The organism is Mesorhizobium sp. M0571 (assembly GCF_040320985.1).
Lineage (GTDB): Bacteria > Pseudomonadota > Alphaproteobacteria > Rhizobiales > Rhizobiaceae > Mesorhizobium.
This window is the reverse complement of record NZ_JAMYQT010000009.1, coordinates 186,132-201,145: the sequence shown is the minus strand read 5'-3', so window position 1 is coordinate 201,145 and position 15,014 is coordinate 186,132. Positions and strand designations below refer to the sequence as shown.

At 61.4% G+C, this 15,014-nt stretch carries 15 protein-coding genes; all 15 read right to left on the bottom strand.

The features are described from left to right. Positions 1 to 21: 21 nt before the first annotated feature. Entirely contained in the window at positions 22 to 897 is an 876-nt protein-coding gene (locus tag NKI85_RS13880) for an enoyl-CoA hydratase-related protein (protein WP_502900659.1), read from the bottom strand. Further along, positions 894 to 2,114 (bottom strand): acyl-CoA dehydrogenase family protein, encoded by a 1,221-nt coding sequence (locus tag NKI85_RS13875; protein ID WP_352527382.1) that lies wholly within the window; start codon positions 2,112 to 2,114, stop codon positions 894 to 896. Before NKI85_RS13875 ends, NKI85_RS13880 begins: the two co-directional genes overlap by 4 nt. A gap of 323 nt (positions 2,115 to 2,437) precedes the next feature. Further along, entirely contained in the window at positions 2,438 to 2,878 is a 441-nt protein-coding gene (locus NKI85_RS13870) for a hypothetical protein (protein WP_352527381.1), read from the bottom strand. A 302-nt stretch (positions 2,879 to 3,180) separates the two neighbouring features. After that, complete coding sequence (locus NKI85_RS13865; protein WP_352527380.1) at positions 3,181 to 4,536, bottom strand: NAD(P)/FAD-dependent oxidoreductase; 1,356 nt, start codon at positions 4,534 to 4,536, stop codon at positions 3,181 to 3,183. A gap of 573 nt (positions 4,537 to 5,109) precedes the next feature. Beyond that, complete coding sequence (locus NKI85_RS13855; RefSeq protein ID WP_352527398.1) at positions 5,110 to 5,382, bottom strand: hypothetical protein; 273 nt, start codon at positions 5,380 to 5,382, stop codon at positions 5,110 to 5,112. Between the two features lie 34 nt (positions 5,383 to 5,416). Then, positions 5,417 to 6,178: a sensor histidine kinase gene (locus NKI85_RS13850; RefSeq protein WP_352527379.1), complete on the bottom strand. Its 762-nt coding sequence runs from the start codon at positions 6,176 to 6,178 to the stop codon at positions 5,417 to 5,419. 235 nt (positions 6,179 to 6,413) lie between these two features. Continuing rightward, positions 6,414 to 6,656, bottom strand: coding sequence for an NAD(P)-binding domain-containing protein (locus NKI85_RS13845; protein ID WP_352527378.1), 243 nt, complete (start codon positions 6,654 to 6,656; stop codon positions 6,414 to 6,416). A 37-nt stretch (positions 6,657 to 6,693) separates the two neighbouring features. After that, positions 6,694 to 7,179, bottom strand: coding sequence for a hypothetical protein (locus NKI85_RS13840; protein ID WP_352527377.1), 486 nt, complete (start codon positions 7,177 to 7,179; stop codon positions 6,694 to 6,696). Then, positions 7,176 to 7,766, bottom strand: a complete 591-nt coding sequence (locus tag NKI85_RS13835; RefSeq protein WP_352527376.1) for a DUF2135 domain-containing protein — start codon at positions 7,764 to 7,766, stop codon at positions 7,176 to 7,178. Before NKI85_RS13835 ends, NKI85_RS13840 begins: the two co-directional genes overlap by 4 nt. Continuing rightward, complete coding sequence (locus tag NKI85_RS13830) at positions 7,759 to 8,340, bottom strand: MotA/TolQ/ExbB proton channel family protein (protein WP_352527375.1); 582 nt, start codon at positions 8,338 to 8,340, stop codon at positions 7,759 to 7,761. Before NKI85_RS13830 ends, NKI85_RS13835 begins: the two co-directional genes overlap by 8 nt. Positions 8,341 to 8,371: 31 nt before the next feature. Further along, complete coding sequence (locus tag NKI85_RS13825) at positions 8,372 to 8,731, bottom strand: hypothetical protein (RefSeq protein ID WP_352527374.1); 360 nt, start codon at positions 8,729 to 8,731, stop codon at positions 8,372 to 8,374. Positions 8,732 to 8,910: 179 nt separating this feature from the next. Further along, entirely contained in the window at positions 8,911 to 10,425 is a 1,515-nt protein-coding gene (locus NKI85_RS13820) for a mechanosensitive ion channel domain-containing protein (RefSeq protein ID WP_352776823.1), read from the bottom strand. A gap of 310 nt (positions 10,426 to 10,735) precedes the next feature. Then, a complete protein-coding gene (locus NKI85_RS13815) occupies positions 10,736 to 11,713 on the bottom strand; it encodes an HlyD family secretion protein (protein ID WP_352527372.1) in 978 nt (325 codons plus the stop codon). Next, a complete protein-coding gene (locus NKI85_RS13810; protein ID WP_352776822.1) occupies positions 11,703 to 14,042 on the bottom strand; it encodes an ABC transporter permease in 2,340 nt (779 codons plus the stop codon). Before NKI85_RS13810 ends, NKI85_RS13815 begins: the two co-directional genes overlap by 11 nt. Continuing rightward, positions 14,042 to 15,013, bottom strand: a complete 972-nt coding sequence (locus NKI85_RS13805; protein ID WP_352527370.1) for an HlyD family secretion protein — start codon at positions 15,011 to 15,013, stop codon at positions 14,042 to 14,044. The genes NKI85_RS13810 and NKI85_RS13805 overlap by 1 nt, the downstream gene beginning before the upstream one ends. Position 15,014 lies beyond the last annotated feature (1 nt).

Genomic DNA, 15,014 nt, shown 5'->3' with positions numbered 1-15,014 from the left:
TTGCCGTGTGCGTCGGGGTCTTCAGCGCCCACGAAACTGTGGCGCGCGCTTCTCGAGGAAGGCGGCCGTGCCCTCCTTCTTGTCCTCGGTTGCGGCGCAGAGCCCGAAGTAGGAGGCCTCGAGCAGCAGGCCTTCGCCCTGGCTCGTCTCCATCCCCTTGTTTGCCGCCTCGAGCGCGAACCTGATGGCAATCGGAGCGTTGGAGGCGATCTTGTGCAGGACGGCCTCGGCGCGTGTGATCAACTCGGCGGCCGGAACAATCTCGTTGACCAGCCCGATTCGATACGCCTCTTGCGCCGTGATCATCTCGCCCGAGAGGATGAGCTGAAGGGCGCGGCCCTTGCCGACGAGCCGCGGCAGTCGCTGCGTTCCGCCACCACCGGGCACCAGGCCCAGTGCGACTTCCGGCTGGCCGAACCGCGCCGTTTCCACCGCGATCCTGATGGTACAGGCCATCGCCGTCTCACAGCCGCCACCGAGCGCAAATCCGTTCACAGCCGCGATCACCGGCTTGCCAAGATTCTCGACGAGGTCCAGTACCCCTTGCCCGAAGCGACTGGACTGTTCAGCCTCGAACGCTGACAACTGCGCGAGCTCGCTGATGTCGGCGCCGGCGATGAAAGCCTTATCGCCGGCACCCGTCAGAATGACGCCGCGTATCGTGACATCGTCGCGAGCGTCCTCGAAGGCCTTTCTCAAATCCGACCATGTCGGCGTGTTGAGCGCGTTGAGGACCTTTGGGCGATTGACGGTGACGTAGGCAATGCTGCCCTTCTTCGCATAGAGCACGTTTGCGAGCGCCAGGCCCGCCGTTTCCACGGCCATGATGAATCTCCTGTTCAGGAAAGGGGGGGCGAGCCAGGGTGGGGGGAGCGACCCTGGCTCGCCGCTGCTCACACGAATGCGCCGAGGCCGGTAATGGCTTTACCGACGATCAGATTCTGCATCTGGTAGGTGCCTTCGTATGAGTAGAGCGCTTCGGCGTCGTTGAAGAAGCGCGCGACATTGTAGTCGGCAACGATGCCGTTGCCGCCGAGCAGTTCACGCCCCCATGCAACCGTCTCGCGTGACTTTGCCGTGCAGAACGCCTTGGCCAGCGAGGCGTGATGGTCGGCAAGCTTGCCTTCGTCATCCATCTGCGCCAGGCGGACCATCAGGCACTGGCACGCGGTCAGGTTGGCGAGCATCTTGGCGAGGATATCCTGCACCATTTGGAATGAAGCGATCGGCTTGCCGAACTGCAGACGCTCCTGCGTATATTTCAGTGTTGCTTCGAACGCGCCCATCTGGATGCCGGTCGATGCCCAGCCGACCATGTAGCGCGTCATCCGCAACACGCGCGCGGTATCACGGAACGAGTTGCCGCCCTGCAGGCGGTTGGCTTCCGACACGCGGACGTCTTTCAGCGTAATCACGCCGTTCTGAACGACCTTGAGCGCGATCTTGTGCTCGATCTTCTCGACGCTGAATCCCGGCGTCGTCTTGTTCTCGACGATGAAGCCTTTCACCTGATTGTCGGCAAGGTCACGCGCCCAGATGATCGAAACGTCGCACCACGTCGCGTTGCCGATCCAGCGCTTCTGCCCATTGAGCACCCAGGTGTCGCCCTCGCGCTTGGCGGTCGTGGTCAGCCCTCCGCTCGTGCCCGAACCGACCAATGGCTCGGTAAGGCCGAAGCAGCCGATCTTTTCCCAGCGCGCCATCGGCGGCAGCCACTTCTGCTTCTGCTCCTCAGAGCCGTCGAGATAGATCGAGCCCATGGCGAGACCGCTGTGCACGCCGAAGAAGGTGCAGAACGAAGCGTCGACGCGTGCCAACTCCATAGCGACGAAGCCGAACAGCTTCTGGCTGCCGCCGGCACAGCCATAGCCCTCGTATCCGAGCCCGCCGAGTCCCAGCTCCTTGAACGAAGGCAGCAGCTCGAAGGGAAACGCATCATCAGACCAGTATTTGTTGATAATCGGCTGGACCTTGCTCTCCATGTAGGCTCGCACCTTCTTGACCACCGCCAATTCGTCGGGGGTCAGGACATCGACAAGCTGGTAGAAGTCGCTGTTTGGCGCCGGCAAAGGCTTGGCCTGCTTGTCTTCCTTGGTTGCGATTGCCACTGCCATTCTCGCTCTCCTGCTCGATTGTCCGATCTCTCGGAATAAAGTGTGAGTAGGACTATGGCTTCAGCCGGCGGCTTCTTCTTGGAGAACTCTGCGGCGGGTAGGACGCCTGTGCCCGATTTGGCGCGCCTCCAGCGTTGATTTGTACGTGGGCGCGACGTGAACTGCCGTCCACGAACGGGATCAAAAATCAGGTTGACCCAGTGACTTTGCAACGCCCAGGAGCACGGTTTGGCAGTGAGGATGAAGACGGCTGGCCCTGACGGACGGAGCTTGCTTGCCGGCAAGGCCATGTTTTCAGGCTCGAAACGTGAGCTTGGTTCGCGCTATCCATTCGGCGGTTGGTTCTGAAAGAACTGACGGCTCTGTCGCTCGGCGTCGGCGAACGCCTTCTCGCCCTCCGTACGAAGGTGTTTCGGCTTGTATCTGCACACTATCTCGCACGCGCAGCCGGGGCCTTCGCGGTCACAGAATTCGAGGTGCTCAGGTCTGTCACCCGCCCCCTCCCCCAACTGCATGAGCGACGCGATCTGCTGGAGCCGCCTGGATGTCATGCAGGCATAGCCGTGGACCGTCCTGAGCACCGCCGCGGCCTGCATCACATTGAGCGCCGTCTGGCCGCATTCTCGTGCGCTTCTCAGATTTTCCTGCGCGGTGTGTTCGAGGATGTCGTGCAGTTGATCAATCAGGCCATTCGTCAGATGGTTGGCGGCTTCTGTGAGCGTCGCTCGATCAGAACGATCGTCGGTCGTGGGTTTCTTGGTCATTGCCGCGCTCCTACCAGCTGCCGCGCACTTCAATCGGTTGCAGCAGGAGCTTATCGGGACCGGTCGTCGCTGGATTTGATCGACGTGCGCCGGCTTGTTTGTCTCGGCGGCAAGTCAGACTGCCAAATGGCAAAGGAATAGCGCCCAGCAATTCGCTTGATTTCGACAAACATACGGTAGCGCGACTCCCTCGCAAACCCCCGCAAGCGCAGAGGCAAAGAAGTCGCCGTTGGCCAGGCGAACTCACGTCCGACAGCGGCGTGGCTGACTTGAGAGATCGTCGCTTTCGCGCGCCAGACGGATCACGGCGCCGTGGTTTGCTTGGTCGTGACCGCGGCATTTGTGGGTCGCGGCGTTTCGGAGATCAGCCGCGAGCTGCGCTGGCCGGTCAGATACGACCACAGCCATTGCGATTGAACCCGCCAGCGGTTTTGAAGCTGGGGTAGAGCCAACAGGTGAACGAAAGCCCATATAAACCAGGTCAGGAAGCCAGCCGTTTTCAGATGACCGGCCTCCAGGATGGCGAAGTTCTTGCCGACGACCGCCATGTTGCCCTTGTCTCGGTATCGAAACGCCCGCTTTGGTTCGCGCCCTTTGATTTGATCGGAGATGACTCGTCCCACATAGCGCCCTTGCTGGATGGCTGCCTGCGCGACGCCGGGTACGGGTCGCCCGTCCTGCTGTATGGACGCGGCGTCGCCGACCACGAATATGTTCGGCTGGCCCGGCAAATTGAGGAAAGGTTCGACCAGCGCCCTGCCCGCTCGGTCCGTTTTGGCGCCGAGCAGCTGGATGATCGGCGATGCGGCCATGCCTGCCGTCCACAAAACGGTCGCGCTTGGAATTCTTTCGCCGCCCGCGATCACACCCTGGGCGTCGACACGATCCACCTTGACGCCGGTCGCAACCTTCACGCCGAGCTTGGCGAGGTGTCTGGCGACCTTTTTCGACAGTGACGGAGCAAAGCTCGGAAGAACCCGATCTCCTCCCTCGATCAAGGTGATCGTGCTGGTTGCCGGATCGATCTGCCTGAAATTCCGACGCAGTGTGATCCTCACCATTTGTGCAATCGATGCCGCAAGTTCGACACCGGTCGGTCCGGCCCCGACGAGCACAAAGTTCATCTGGCGGGCGCGCTCGGTCTCATCGTCGGTCGCCTCTGCCATTTCGAACGCGCTGAGGATCTTGGTTCGAATTATCTCGGCGTCAGCGAGATTCTTGATCCCCGGTGCAAAGGCTGCGAATTCGTCGTGGCCGAAATAGCTCGGACGCGTGCCCGTGGCGACCACTAGCACATCGAACCGTACCTTGCGGATGCCGATCCCGGGAAAGAGGGCATCGATCGTGCGATGAGTCGAATCGACATCTACTACATCGGCGAGCATCACATTCAAATTGGCTTGCTTCGCTTCCAACTGCCGGATCGGCGCCGCGATCTCGGACGGTGCAAGCACCGCGGTCGCCACCTGATAGAGCAGTGGCTGGAAGATATGATGATTGCGGCGGTCGATCAGAACAACGTCCGCATCGGATCTCTTGAGGGCCCGCGCCGCTGCCACTCCGGCAAAACCGGCGCCTAGGATTACGACTCGCGGGCGCATGGTGCGTGAGCCACCACCGTCGGCGGCATTTTCGGAGGGACCAGTCTCAGCCAACATCGCTCATCACCTCATGATTAGCCGGGGGATCTTGCAGCTGGCCGATCTGACGACCATGCAAATCGAATAGCTCGTGGACTGCCCTGTTTCTTGTAAAGACTTGCTGCGACCCGAAGCGGCCTGCCACATTCGGCCGCGCCCGATCCAAGAAGTCGTTCGCCCGGCAGGCAGCCCCTGGCATACGAAATGCTCGCGGCGCCAAACGAGGCATCACCTTAGCGTGCTTGCGTAGCCTATTCGGCGAGGAGGGCCGAGGGTGACCCGGCCCTCCCAGGTTCGTTCAAAGATTACCTGCCCCAAGGACCGCGGCCGTATTCGTCCTTGGTTGCCGGAGGCTTCTGGCCGCCAGCAGTGCCGATCTCGTTGGAGAAGGTATATGTCGGGTCGGACATTGTCGCAGGTCTTTGCACATCTTGCGACCCATAGTGATCGCTTGCAGCAAAGACAGCTCCGTCTGAAAGGAGGAGGGTTGCGACAGCAAGAGTGGTGATTACTCCAATGCTGGTTTTGTGTTTGGAATGATTGGGTCACGATCGAGCGGAACGCACTTGCGGCCTTCCGACGGTGGCGGGCTCAACGGATCCTCGGATCAAAGTGAATGTCCGCAGGGTAGCGCCCGATGGTCCAAGCGCAGCGCTGTCCAGGCGAGTAGCAGCGCGCCGCCAGGAGAGACTGCCGCTGCTCTTCGCGCAGCGTTGGCAGCACTTGGCCCGAACGAACCATGACGGCACGGCGAGCAGTAGCCGGCCCGGCGCCCCGCATGTAGTACAGCTCTGGTCGGTAGCGCGGCCAGAAGAAATCACGAGTGCTCGAAGCAACTTTGGTGATTAGAATGCGGACATCCATCGCACGTCTCCTTTAGGCCGGCTGATCGACAAGGCTAATCGGCGAATGACGCTGACATCACCGGCAGCCACAGATCGATGGTGGTGCCGCGATGAGGCGCACTGGCGACCGACAGCCCGCCACCTTGGCGTTCCATGAGTTGCTTGACGGTCGCCAGGCCGAGGCCTGTTCCGTCTGTTTTGGTCGAGAAATGGGGTTCCCCCGCCATTTTCAGGGTCGCCTCATCCATGCCGATGCCACAGTCTGAGATTGTCAGACGGATCATCGAGCCGCTTCCCCACGCCCGACTGCTGGACGGGCAATCCTGCGCAACAGCGATCGTCACACGTCCGCCGGCCGGCATCGCGTCACGGGCGTTCAAAACGAGATTGAGCAACGCCCGCTCGATCAGCTGCTGGTCGATGCAAGCCTTGGGGAGACCCTCAGCGATGTCGAGGTCAAGACGAAAATGCGTCGACAACAAACTTGCAAACGGTGCCTCGAGCCGTTCCAGAAGCCGACCGACATCGACCGCAGCAAGATTGAGTGGTCGGGGGCTCGCAAAATCGAGCAGTTGCCGCGCCAACGTCTTGGCGCGAAAAGCACAATAAATCGCTCCGTCAATCCTTTTCAGTTGCCGTGCAGTTACGACCCCGCGACTTTGCATCTCCTCCAGGACGGACACGATCGGCGTCAGCAATATGTTGAAATCGTGAACAATGGAAGCAAGCAACACGCGCGGGTCAGGAACTGGCGGCAGGGCAATATTGTCATCAGTGACGCGCTGCCCGGTCGTCATATCGAGATTGTCGGCCATGGCTTCTCTCCATCGAGAGCTTCGGGAAGTCTGGTTTCCGAGAGTTGCATTTGATCACGCCTCAAGATTCAGGGCTTGTACGAAGCATCTGGTCTTTTGACGTTTCTCGCAGGATCTTTCTGGCCGTTCGGTTCGGCCTACCTCAGCATCCCATGGCCAGCTCGCACCCGCCGTTGGAGTGCCAACAGGCGCCCGAGGCCGACCGATCTCGAGCTTGGCCCGACGCCGTTGACCGTCAGATCTTGATAAAATTGGTGGCCGCAAGTGAACGAACGGTAGCCCGGCCAGTGGTCCGCCCTTTCGAGCCCGCCAAGGTCCTTTCGATGATCTTGCGAATCTTGGCCTCCGCGTCGACATCATCGCACGAGTCGAACAGGACCCGCTGGCTACTCGATACCGGCGGCTCCGGCAGGACCTGAACGTCAATATGATTGAATGCCTTGGCGACGCACGCGCCCGGAACGAACTCGCGGAACATTAGCTCGAATGCTTGCCGCCGAGATCGTGTCAATGACTCACTTGGAAACGAGTGGGCTAACGACGCTCGTATAGTCCTTTGCCGGCAGGGCCGGTTGCGGCCGAGCGTAGAACATCGGCTCGCGGGTATCGAGACCCGCGTCGGCGGTCTGCATCTTCATCTCAACCCCAGTGCCGTCGGCCTCCGCCTTGCCCATCGCATCCTGAAGTTGTTGCGCGGCTTGCTGGCTCCATGGCAGCACATAGAAGCGCGGCTCAGTCGAGCCGGGCGTCGTGAGCCATACGTAGATGGCTTCGTTCTCAACCGGGACGGCGCCCACCACTTGAGCTTTTGCCGTGTCGCGCCACTCGAGCGTCAACGGCTTCGGACGGCCAAGAAGCTCGCTCGCGCCGACATAGACGACGGCGATCAGCGTCAGGAAGATGCCGACCGAGAGGGCGCGGCGGGCAATGCCTGCATGCGGCAGGATGACGAAGATGAACGCGCCGAGCAGCAGGGCGAAGATGACGGGAGCGATCATCATTGGGTGGCCGCCACGCGTAAGGCTTTGAAGATGCTGTTGATGCTGCCTGGCACCAGTTGGCCGGTCCAATCGAGCCGGAATCTCAGGGCGGTAAGCTCCTGGTTCGGCTTGCGTAGCTGGACCGTCGTTGTGGCCAGCGGCGCGGACGACTTGGTGGAATCGGACTTTACGCTGACGATTACCTTCACCGGGATTGGATATGCAACGTTGACGCCGCGATACATGTGAACATTGACGACGTATTCGCCCGCGGGAGCTCCTCGCGAATAGGCGACTTCATGGTTGGAGTCGGTCATGTCCTGCGCCATGCCGAGGTCGTCGCGCAGCAGATCGAACACCTTGCCGCTCTTGTTGGAGTAGCCGACCGGCACATCGGCGGGCGCCTGGACCCACAGATCTACATCGGCGTCGAGCTTGTCGGGCCATTGTGTCTCGACGGTGACGTTTCCGGGCGCCGTGACGCCATCGGTCTCGCTCGCCTTGGCCGGCGGGTTCATCACCGTCATCATGAGTGTGGTCATGAGGACGAAGCCGCCGAGCATCAACAGAGCGGTGTCGAGCCATACGGTGAGAGTTTCCTCATCCATCGAAGTTACCGAGCAGTCGAAGATTGATTTTGAGCCACAGGTTCGTGGCTATGCCGAGCAGCGTCGCATAGAGCGCGACATACATGCCGTCGATCACCGACCCGATCATCGAACGGATTGCGTTGGGGTCGGCCGAGCCGCCAGCGCGCGCCGCGGAGAAGGCGACGATGAGCCCAACCACGGTTCCAAGCAGCCCGATCCGCACCACATGCGTCGCCAGCCAATCGACATCGCGCCAGCGCCGAAAGAAGACGCACAGAATGCCCAGGGCGCCGATGGCTACGATCAACCAGCACAGAAACCCGTTGTTGCCAGCGAACGGCTTGCCGGCAACGCCGACGACCCACAGGCCGGCCATTGCGGCGGCGCCAATTGCCTGAAGAACGATGAACCGCGACAGGAATGCCAGCGGGATGCCGTGCGCGTCGTCAGGGCGCGTGGCCCGCACCCTGCGGGCAACGGCGTGCGATCCGAGGTCAGATGCCTGCTCTGACCAAAGCTGCTGAGCAATCGGGACGATACCGGACCGCGACTTATGTCGCGGTGCGCTTTCGCGGGAATAGACGTCAACCATCTTGGCGTTCCTTCTTTTGTGATCCACGCGATCAGGCGCCGCGCTCGCCCTTGGCGCCGACCCGCTTCAATTCTTCCCAGCCTTCGCCGGCCGCGACTAGGCAGCTTGGGCCGTTCGGCTGGCTGACCATGATCGTCCAGGTCTCGCCGTCGTCGCTGGTCAGCACTTCGACGACTGAGCCGTTTTTAGCCAGACCGAGGGCAACGGGTGCTTCTTTGAATCGTGTGGAAAGTTGCTTCAGAATTTCCGGCCGCGAGGCGCACAGAGGCGATCCAGCCTCCGCCGCCGCGGGTATGGAGAACATGGCGACTAGTACGAGTGCCGCCCCAATCACTTTGATGCGCGCCAAATCAGAACGTGACTTAACCAGTTTGAAACCTTGATTGGACATTGGGACCTCCGAGTTTGTGCGAAGGCAGGCCTTTCGGCCGTCTCGTTTTCCGTGAGTAGCATTTGATCACGGCAAACTATTCAAAGCTTGTAGGAAGCGTCTGCGCTTTGGACACTTCTCGCAGGATTGCTGCTGTTTGAGGTTAGACGCGCCATCTACCAAGGATTGGTTGGTCGAAGTCAGAGATTGAACAGGTGCCTGATACGCGCCCGCAGCGGCGGCATCGTCGTCGTGGCATTCGCCCCGTCGCCTCGGCCGAGCCGAAGCATCTCTGATGCGTTCCGCTTCGAGAGAAGCAAGGCCAGCTCGTCGGCGATTGCGGGGCGATCCCGCATCAGCGGCGCCAGGCCCTTTTGTGTGATCTCATAAACGACCACGAAAGTGAGAGCCTTGATGCCGCCGAACTCGCCGGCTTCCGTCAGAAGACCGCCTTCGCCGAAGCAGTCACCCGGCGCAAGACGCTCCAGTTCCATCTCGCGCGCGCCCTCGCGCCGATTTACGGCTACGACGCCGCTGCGCACGATCATCAGCGACTTCAGCACCTCCCCCTGCTTTGCGAGGGCTTCTCCCTTTCGGAAGGTCCGGCGTGTCATCGTCGAAGCGAGCGCTTCCTTCTCATCCTCGGTCAGCGGGGCAAACAGGGGGATCGCGTCCAGAAGTCGCCGTGGCGTGGTATGGAAACCGAACGGCATCTCAACCCCATTCGATTCCGAGAATGCGGAGCCAACAGCTTCCATGGGCGCAGCAAGAGTGAGCCCGGCCGCCTTGGCATGACGGAAAATCAGGTCGAAGACCTCGCTCTTTGCCTTGCCGGCGAGGGCCCTGTCCGCAACCCTGAAAGCAAGCTCCAGTTCCGCTGCACCTCCGTCCAGCGACAGTATTTGCACACTCGGCTCCGGTCGTGTCAGGATCGAATTGCTGCTCAAGAGAACCGAGTGCATCACATCGGCCATCGTGGACGGCGCTGTGGTTGGCCGGAACCGGACCGTCAGTGTTACCCCGTGGCTCCGCTCGGGACTGCTGAGGTTGGTCAACCTTGCCTTCGCGAGGTCGCTGTTGGGGACAACCACCAGGTCGTTTGCACCGGTCAGAAGATGGGTGGCCCGCCAATTCATCTCCACAACCTTGCCTTCGAAGCCATTGCTCAGCACAAGCCAGTCGCCGATTCCGTAAGGCTTGGCGAGATTGAGCGCTACGCCCGAGAAGACGTCCCCCAGAGTGTTCTGCAAGGCAAGGCCGAGGACAATAGCGACGGCGCCAGATGTGGCTATCAGTGTTCCGACCGGGGCGTTGAATACGTAAGCGATGATCGAGAGGACCGCTGTCACGTAGATGATGCCTACGACAAGATCCTGAAGAAGCCGTCCCTCACGGGGCTGGTGATCGAGAATGAGAAATACGCGGACCACGCCGATCAGCGACCATGCGGCATTGATCCACCAGATCACCTTGACGATGCCAGTGAATACGCGCTGCACCCTAGAGATGTCGGCCGGATCAACCTCATACGGGATGATCCCGTGGTATAGCAGCAGCGCAGTGAGCGCCAAAAAGAACGCCAGTTGGCCGACCAAGCGGAGGGTCGGTCGGTTGCGGAGCAGAATGCGCGTAACCAATGCGCCCAGCGTGGTGAGCACGCCAGTCTGGACGATGGGATCCGCGATGATTTCGGATAGGGGTGCGTAGGTAACCATGGGATTGGGAGCACGTATTGTTCGACGACAAGAGGACCTAGTGTGAGAGCGCCGCTGTGCGGACCTACACTGAGGTCGGCGGCGGCTGAAACTGCCGACCGAATCGAGTTGGAGGTGACATTGCGGTTGCGAAGAACTGCTTGTTGAAGAAGACGAGCCTGGCGGACACCTTTGATCCGTTCCGATCTACCACCCCTACGGGAAGGTCGCAGACGATTGCCCTTCTGAATATGGCGCTCAAAGCCGACGGCCGCTTTCCGGGTCTTCTTGTCGCGCCCACGACCGACCTCATCCGACGACCCTTCAAGTCTTACGGTTGGGTGGTGAGCCAAACGGTCATGCCGGGCTCCAGCCTTCCAGCACTGCCGTTTGGATCAAGGCGCAGTCGGAAGGAATTGAGATCATGGCTCCCGACGGCGCGGGCCGCGCGCCAGGTTGCGAATTCCCCCAGAGGGCGCAGTTCCGTCACGCGAGCCTCGATCTGGCGCCCGCCCTGCACCGTCAGCGCTACGGTTTTGCCTAGCGCCATTTGGTGCAGATCGTCCTCACGCAGCGTGAAAGCGAACCACACCTGACCTTCCGCTTCCAACGTCATCACCGGCTTTCCCGGACCAATAATCTCGCCGGGCTCGCCAACGCGAATGCCTATTGTGCCGTCCGTCGGCGCGGTCAGTCTGGTCTTGTCCAATTGGGCCTGGAGCTCCGCGACTGTCGCCTCGGCCAACACCACTTGGGCATCGGCCACAGCACGCTCCTCGGCGGTGGGACCAGCACTTGCCTCGGCGACTTGCGCCCGCTTGAGATCAAGGTCAGCTTTCGCCTTTGCAAGCGACGCCGTGCTGTCGTCGAGCGTTTGTTTGCTGGCGAAGTCCTTGCCCGCAAGTGCCGATGCGCGGTCATAGCGCTGCTGGGCGAGCAGAAGATTGGCTTGCGCCGTCTGGACGGCCTGGGTGGCGATTGCCACCTCTTCCGCCCGCACGCCCGAATACACCCGATCCCGCTCTGCCTTGGCGCTCGACGCAGCGGCTTTGGCTTCACCAACGGCTGCTGTCAGTTCGGGGTTGTCAAGCACGGCAAGAAGATCGCCTTTGTGGACACGCTGGCCTGGAATGACGACTATCGTCGCCAGTCGCCCCGTCGTCTCGGGTGCGATGCGAATCTCGGTCTGCCGGACCATGCCGGCGATCGGTGGCTTTGCCTGCTCTGCCGACGCTTGCCTGGCACTGCATAGTATCGTGCCTGCCGCGGCCAATGCGATTGCAAAACCATATCGCGGTCTAGCGAGCATCGGGCACCCTCCAACCCGCGGCGATTCTGGATGAGGCGATAGTAAGGACAGCGTAAACGCCTGTCAGCACCCACAGCCCCATCCAGTCTTTCCAGACGTCCGTCAGAGTCGCTCCCATCTGGTTGACCCGCACCAGGCCATCGATGCCGAAGGTACTTGGAAGGATAAGGCTGGCCGTCCGAAGCATCGGCGGAATCGCTTCCAGCGGCCATGCGACGCCAACCAGGAAGAAGCTCGGAAGACTGATCGCGACGAACAGGAGAACCGCCGTTTCGCCCCGCTTGAACCAGTTGCCAACGAACTGGCCGAGCAGGCTGACCGAGAGGATGAAGGGGATGGCCAGCACGACCAGGTCGAGCACGCGGTCGCTTGCCGAGAAGCCGTAGACCCTGGGGAGCACGATGAGGAACAGCGCGAGGCCCGGCAATGCAAGCAGCAGGTGCGCGAGGCTTTGACCAGTCACTGCTGACACGGTGCCACGACGGCGGCGAGCGCTGCGGCCGCCCTGCTCATAGGCCATCCCGGCCACCGAGGCCGAGCCCATCAGTCGCGTCTGCTGCAGGATCAACAGAAAGGCGGCTGGAACGATGTAGCTGCCATAACCGCCGGTGGGATTGAAAAGCGGCTGGTTCAAAATCTCTACAGGCGAGCTTTGCACGAGAGCCGCGCGGTAGAGGCTGCCATTCGAGCGGGCGCTGCGCGCCGCAAGATCTGCTGTGACCGCGCCCACGCCTTCCTGAATACCCTGCAGCGTCCGATTGTAGAGGAGGAAATAGGCTGAATCGACATAGGCAGGCAGTCTGGCCTGATCGCCCTTCAGGATGTCGCGTTCAGTTCCTGCCGGAATACCCAGGATACCGAACACCTCCCGGCGTGCGAGCGCGGCCTGCGCTTCGGCCAACGTCGTCGGCCGAAGCAGCACCTTCACCGCTTCGTCGGCATTGACTGCCTGGATGATCGTACGGCTGACGTCGGAGGAATCGTCATCCACGATGGCAATAGGGACGTCCTTGATAAGTTGGCCGAGATAGGGTTGCGGGTAGAACACGCCGTAAACGATCGGCGCCATGACGATCAGACCGAAGGCCATGCGGTCGCGGATGATCCAGCGATGTTCGTCGATGAATGCTCGAACAATGCCGATCCTTCCCGGCCTGTCTTGTTGGGGGGCTTCGATTGGCTTTGGCCGCGGATGCCGAGCAACAGATCGCAGCCTCAGCCAGGCCAGGCTGAAGTAGATGACCGCCAATCCGCCCAGCATCATGAAAGGCTCGGCGGAATCCCCTGCCGGTACGCCACGGGCCGCCTGGTCGAACAGGATCTGGATGTACCAGCGCAGCGGCAGCATTGCCCCCCAGGCACGGGAGAAGATGTTCATGGCCAAGACGGGAAAACCGACGCCGGCGAAGCCAAACGCTGGCGAACAGATGATGCCGGTCAGGCTGAGACCGAGGGCAAGGTTCCTGACGAGAAGCTGCAGCAGCGCACCCAACGACAAATAAGCAATGATCAGCAGGCAAGCACCGGCGGCCACCAGCACAGGGTCGCCGCGAAAGGGTATCTCGAAAATGCCGTGAATGATCCCGAGCCCGACAGCCATCATGACGAGAAAGATGCCGAAATAGGGCGCCAGCTTGCCGACGAGCGCGATGAGCATGCTATCCCCGGCCGTCGCCAGCCATTCGCGCATATTGCGTGACTGGAACTCGGAGCCGACGGCATAGCCGGCGGAAATTGCGATCACGATATGGAGCACGGTCGGCAGGATCGCTCGCAAAAGGAACTGCACATAGTTCAGCGCGGGATTGGTGAGGACGTATTGTTCGACGACAAGCGGACCAAGCGTGAAGGTGGCGGTGCGTGGTTCTGCCGGCAGGTCGGCAATGGCTGTCGATAGCGCCGCCTGCAGCGAACTCGAGGCAACGTTGCCAGGCGTGAAGAACTGTTTGTTGAAGAAGACCACGACCTGCGGCCGGCGCCCCCCTGCGATGTCGCGTTCGAGATTCTCGGGGATATAGACCGTGGCAATGGCCTCGCCGGAGCGAACGGCATGCATGGCGCCATTGAGATCGGAGGAACGTCTCGCCACGGTGACGCCCGGTGCCGAGCTGATCGCCTGCACGAAGGTCTCGGACGTCTTCGACCTGTCCTGATCGACCACGTCGACCCTCAGATCCCGGATGACCGCATTGCTGAATGTGGCGGCAAGGATCGCAAAAGCAATCAGCGGGATGACGATGACGAGCAGCAGGGCAACCTTGTCGTGGCGGATCCAGGCCACCTCGCGGACAGCGACATCGACAATGCCGGAACGACGCACACTCGGCATCAGTGCGCCCCCTTCCAATCCGCGTAGGCGCTCATGCCGGGCCTGAGGTCGCGGAGCTTGTCGACTGGATAGGCCCGCACCTCGAAGGTCCTGAGGTCGAAGTCGCCAGTCGCGCGCGTTGCGCGCCATCCGGCATATTCGCCGCGTGTGGCGATGGTCCGCACCTCGACGGTTACAGGCATGTCACCGAGAGCAGGGATCCTGACCGTGAACCGGTCCCCCACCTTCAGATCCTTGATCAGGTCCTCGCGAAGATCGAAGCCCACCCAGACATCGCTGAGGTCCACCAGCGAGAGCAACGGCACTCCGGGTGACACATATTCGCCGAGCTCCGCGCCGACCTGATAGACCTGCCCCGCAATAGGCGCTTTGACGGTCATCTCATTGACCTGCGCCTGCAAGGTCGCGATCGCGGCCTCGGCCTTGGCGACGGCAGCTTGGGCCACACCGCGCTCCTCGGCAGTGTGGCCAGCGACAGCTTCCTGATAGGCGAGCTTTGATTGCTCCAGGGTTCGCTTTGCCACGTCCAGCGACGCGGTCGCCTCGTCGAGCTTTGCGACCGATTCGAAGCCGCCCTCGGTGACCTGCTTGACCCGGTCGTAGGTCTGCTGGGCAAGCGTTAGATTGGCCTGCGCTGACGCGACCTCAGCCTTGCGTTCCGCAACCTCCTCGGCGCGCGTGCCTACCTGGATGCGAGTGAAGTCCGCCTGAGCGACGACCCTTGCTGCCTGCGCTTCGCTGAGCTTCGTCAACAGCTCCGGATTATCGATCGCCACCAGCAGTTGCCCGGCCGTGATATTGTCGCCACGCGAAACCGGCCGCTGTCCGATCCTGCCATCGATACGAGCCGCGATATCGATGCGCGTGGCATCGGCTTCACCTTGCACCAGCAGCGGCTGCGGCTGAACGAGATACCACAATGATAAACCGACGATCGCCAGCGTTGTGAGCGCAACGATGATCGCCGCCATT

Coding starts and splice junctions, on each gene's coding strand:
- NKI85_RS13815 (WP_352527372.1), bottom strand. CDS start 11,713: ATGCTCGCTAGACCGCGATATGGTTTTGCAATCGCATTGGCCGCGGCA.
- NKI85_RS13825 (WP_352527374.1), bottom strand. CDS start 8,731: ATGTCCAATCAAGGTTTCAAACTGGTTAAGTCACGTTCTGATTTGGCG.
- NKI85_RS13865 (WP_352527380.1), bottom strand. CDS start 4,536: ATGTTGGCTGAGACTGGTCCCTCCGAAAATGCCGCCGACGGTGGTGGC.
- NKI85_RS13820 (WP_352776823.1), bottom strand. CDS start 10,425: ATGGTTACCTACGCACCCCTATCCGAAATCATCGCGGATCCCATCGTC.
- NKI85_RS13855 (WP_352527398.1), bottom strand. CDS start 5,382: ATGGATGTCCGCATTCTAATCACCAAAGTTGCTTCGAGCACTCGTGAT.
- NKI85_RS13840 (WP_352527377.1), bottom strand. CDS start 7,179: ATGATGATCGCTCCCGTCATCTTCGCCCTGCTGCTCGGCGCGTTCATC.
- NKI85_RS13845 (WP_352527378.1), bottom strand. CDS start 6,656: ATGTTCCGCGAGTTCGTTCCGGGCGCGTGCGTCGCCAAGGCATTCAAT.
- NKI85_RS13805 (WP_352527370.1), bottom strand. CDS start 15,013: ATGGCGGCGATCATCGTTGCGCTCACAACGCTGGCGATCGTCGGTTTA.
- NKI85_RS13830 (WP_352527375.1), bottom strand. CDS start 8,340: ATGGTTGACGTCTATTCCCGCGAAAGCGCACCGCGACATAAGTCGCGG.
- NKI85_RS13810 (WP_352776822.1), bottom strand. CDS start 14,042: ATGCCGAGTGTGCGTCGTTCCGGCATTGTCGATGTCGCTGTCCGCGAG.
- NKI85_RS13875 (WP_352527382.1), bottom strand. CDS start 2,114: ATGGCAGTGGCAATCGCAACCAAGGAAGACAAGCAGGCCAAGCCTTTG.
- NKI85_RS13850 (WP_352527379.1), bottom strand. CDS start 6,178: ATGGCCGACAATCTCGATATGACGACCGGGCAGCGCGTCACTGATGAC.
- NKI85_RS13835 (WP_352527376.1), bottom strand. CDS start 7,766: ATGGATGAGGAAACTCTCACCGTATGGCTCGACACCGCTCTGTTGATG.
- NKI85_RS13870 (WP_352527381.1), bottom strand. CDS start 2,878: ATGACCAAGAAACCCACGACCGACGATCGTTCTGATCGAGCGACGCTC.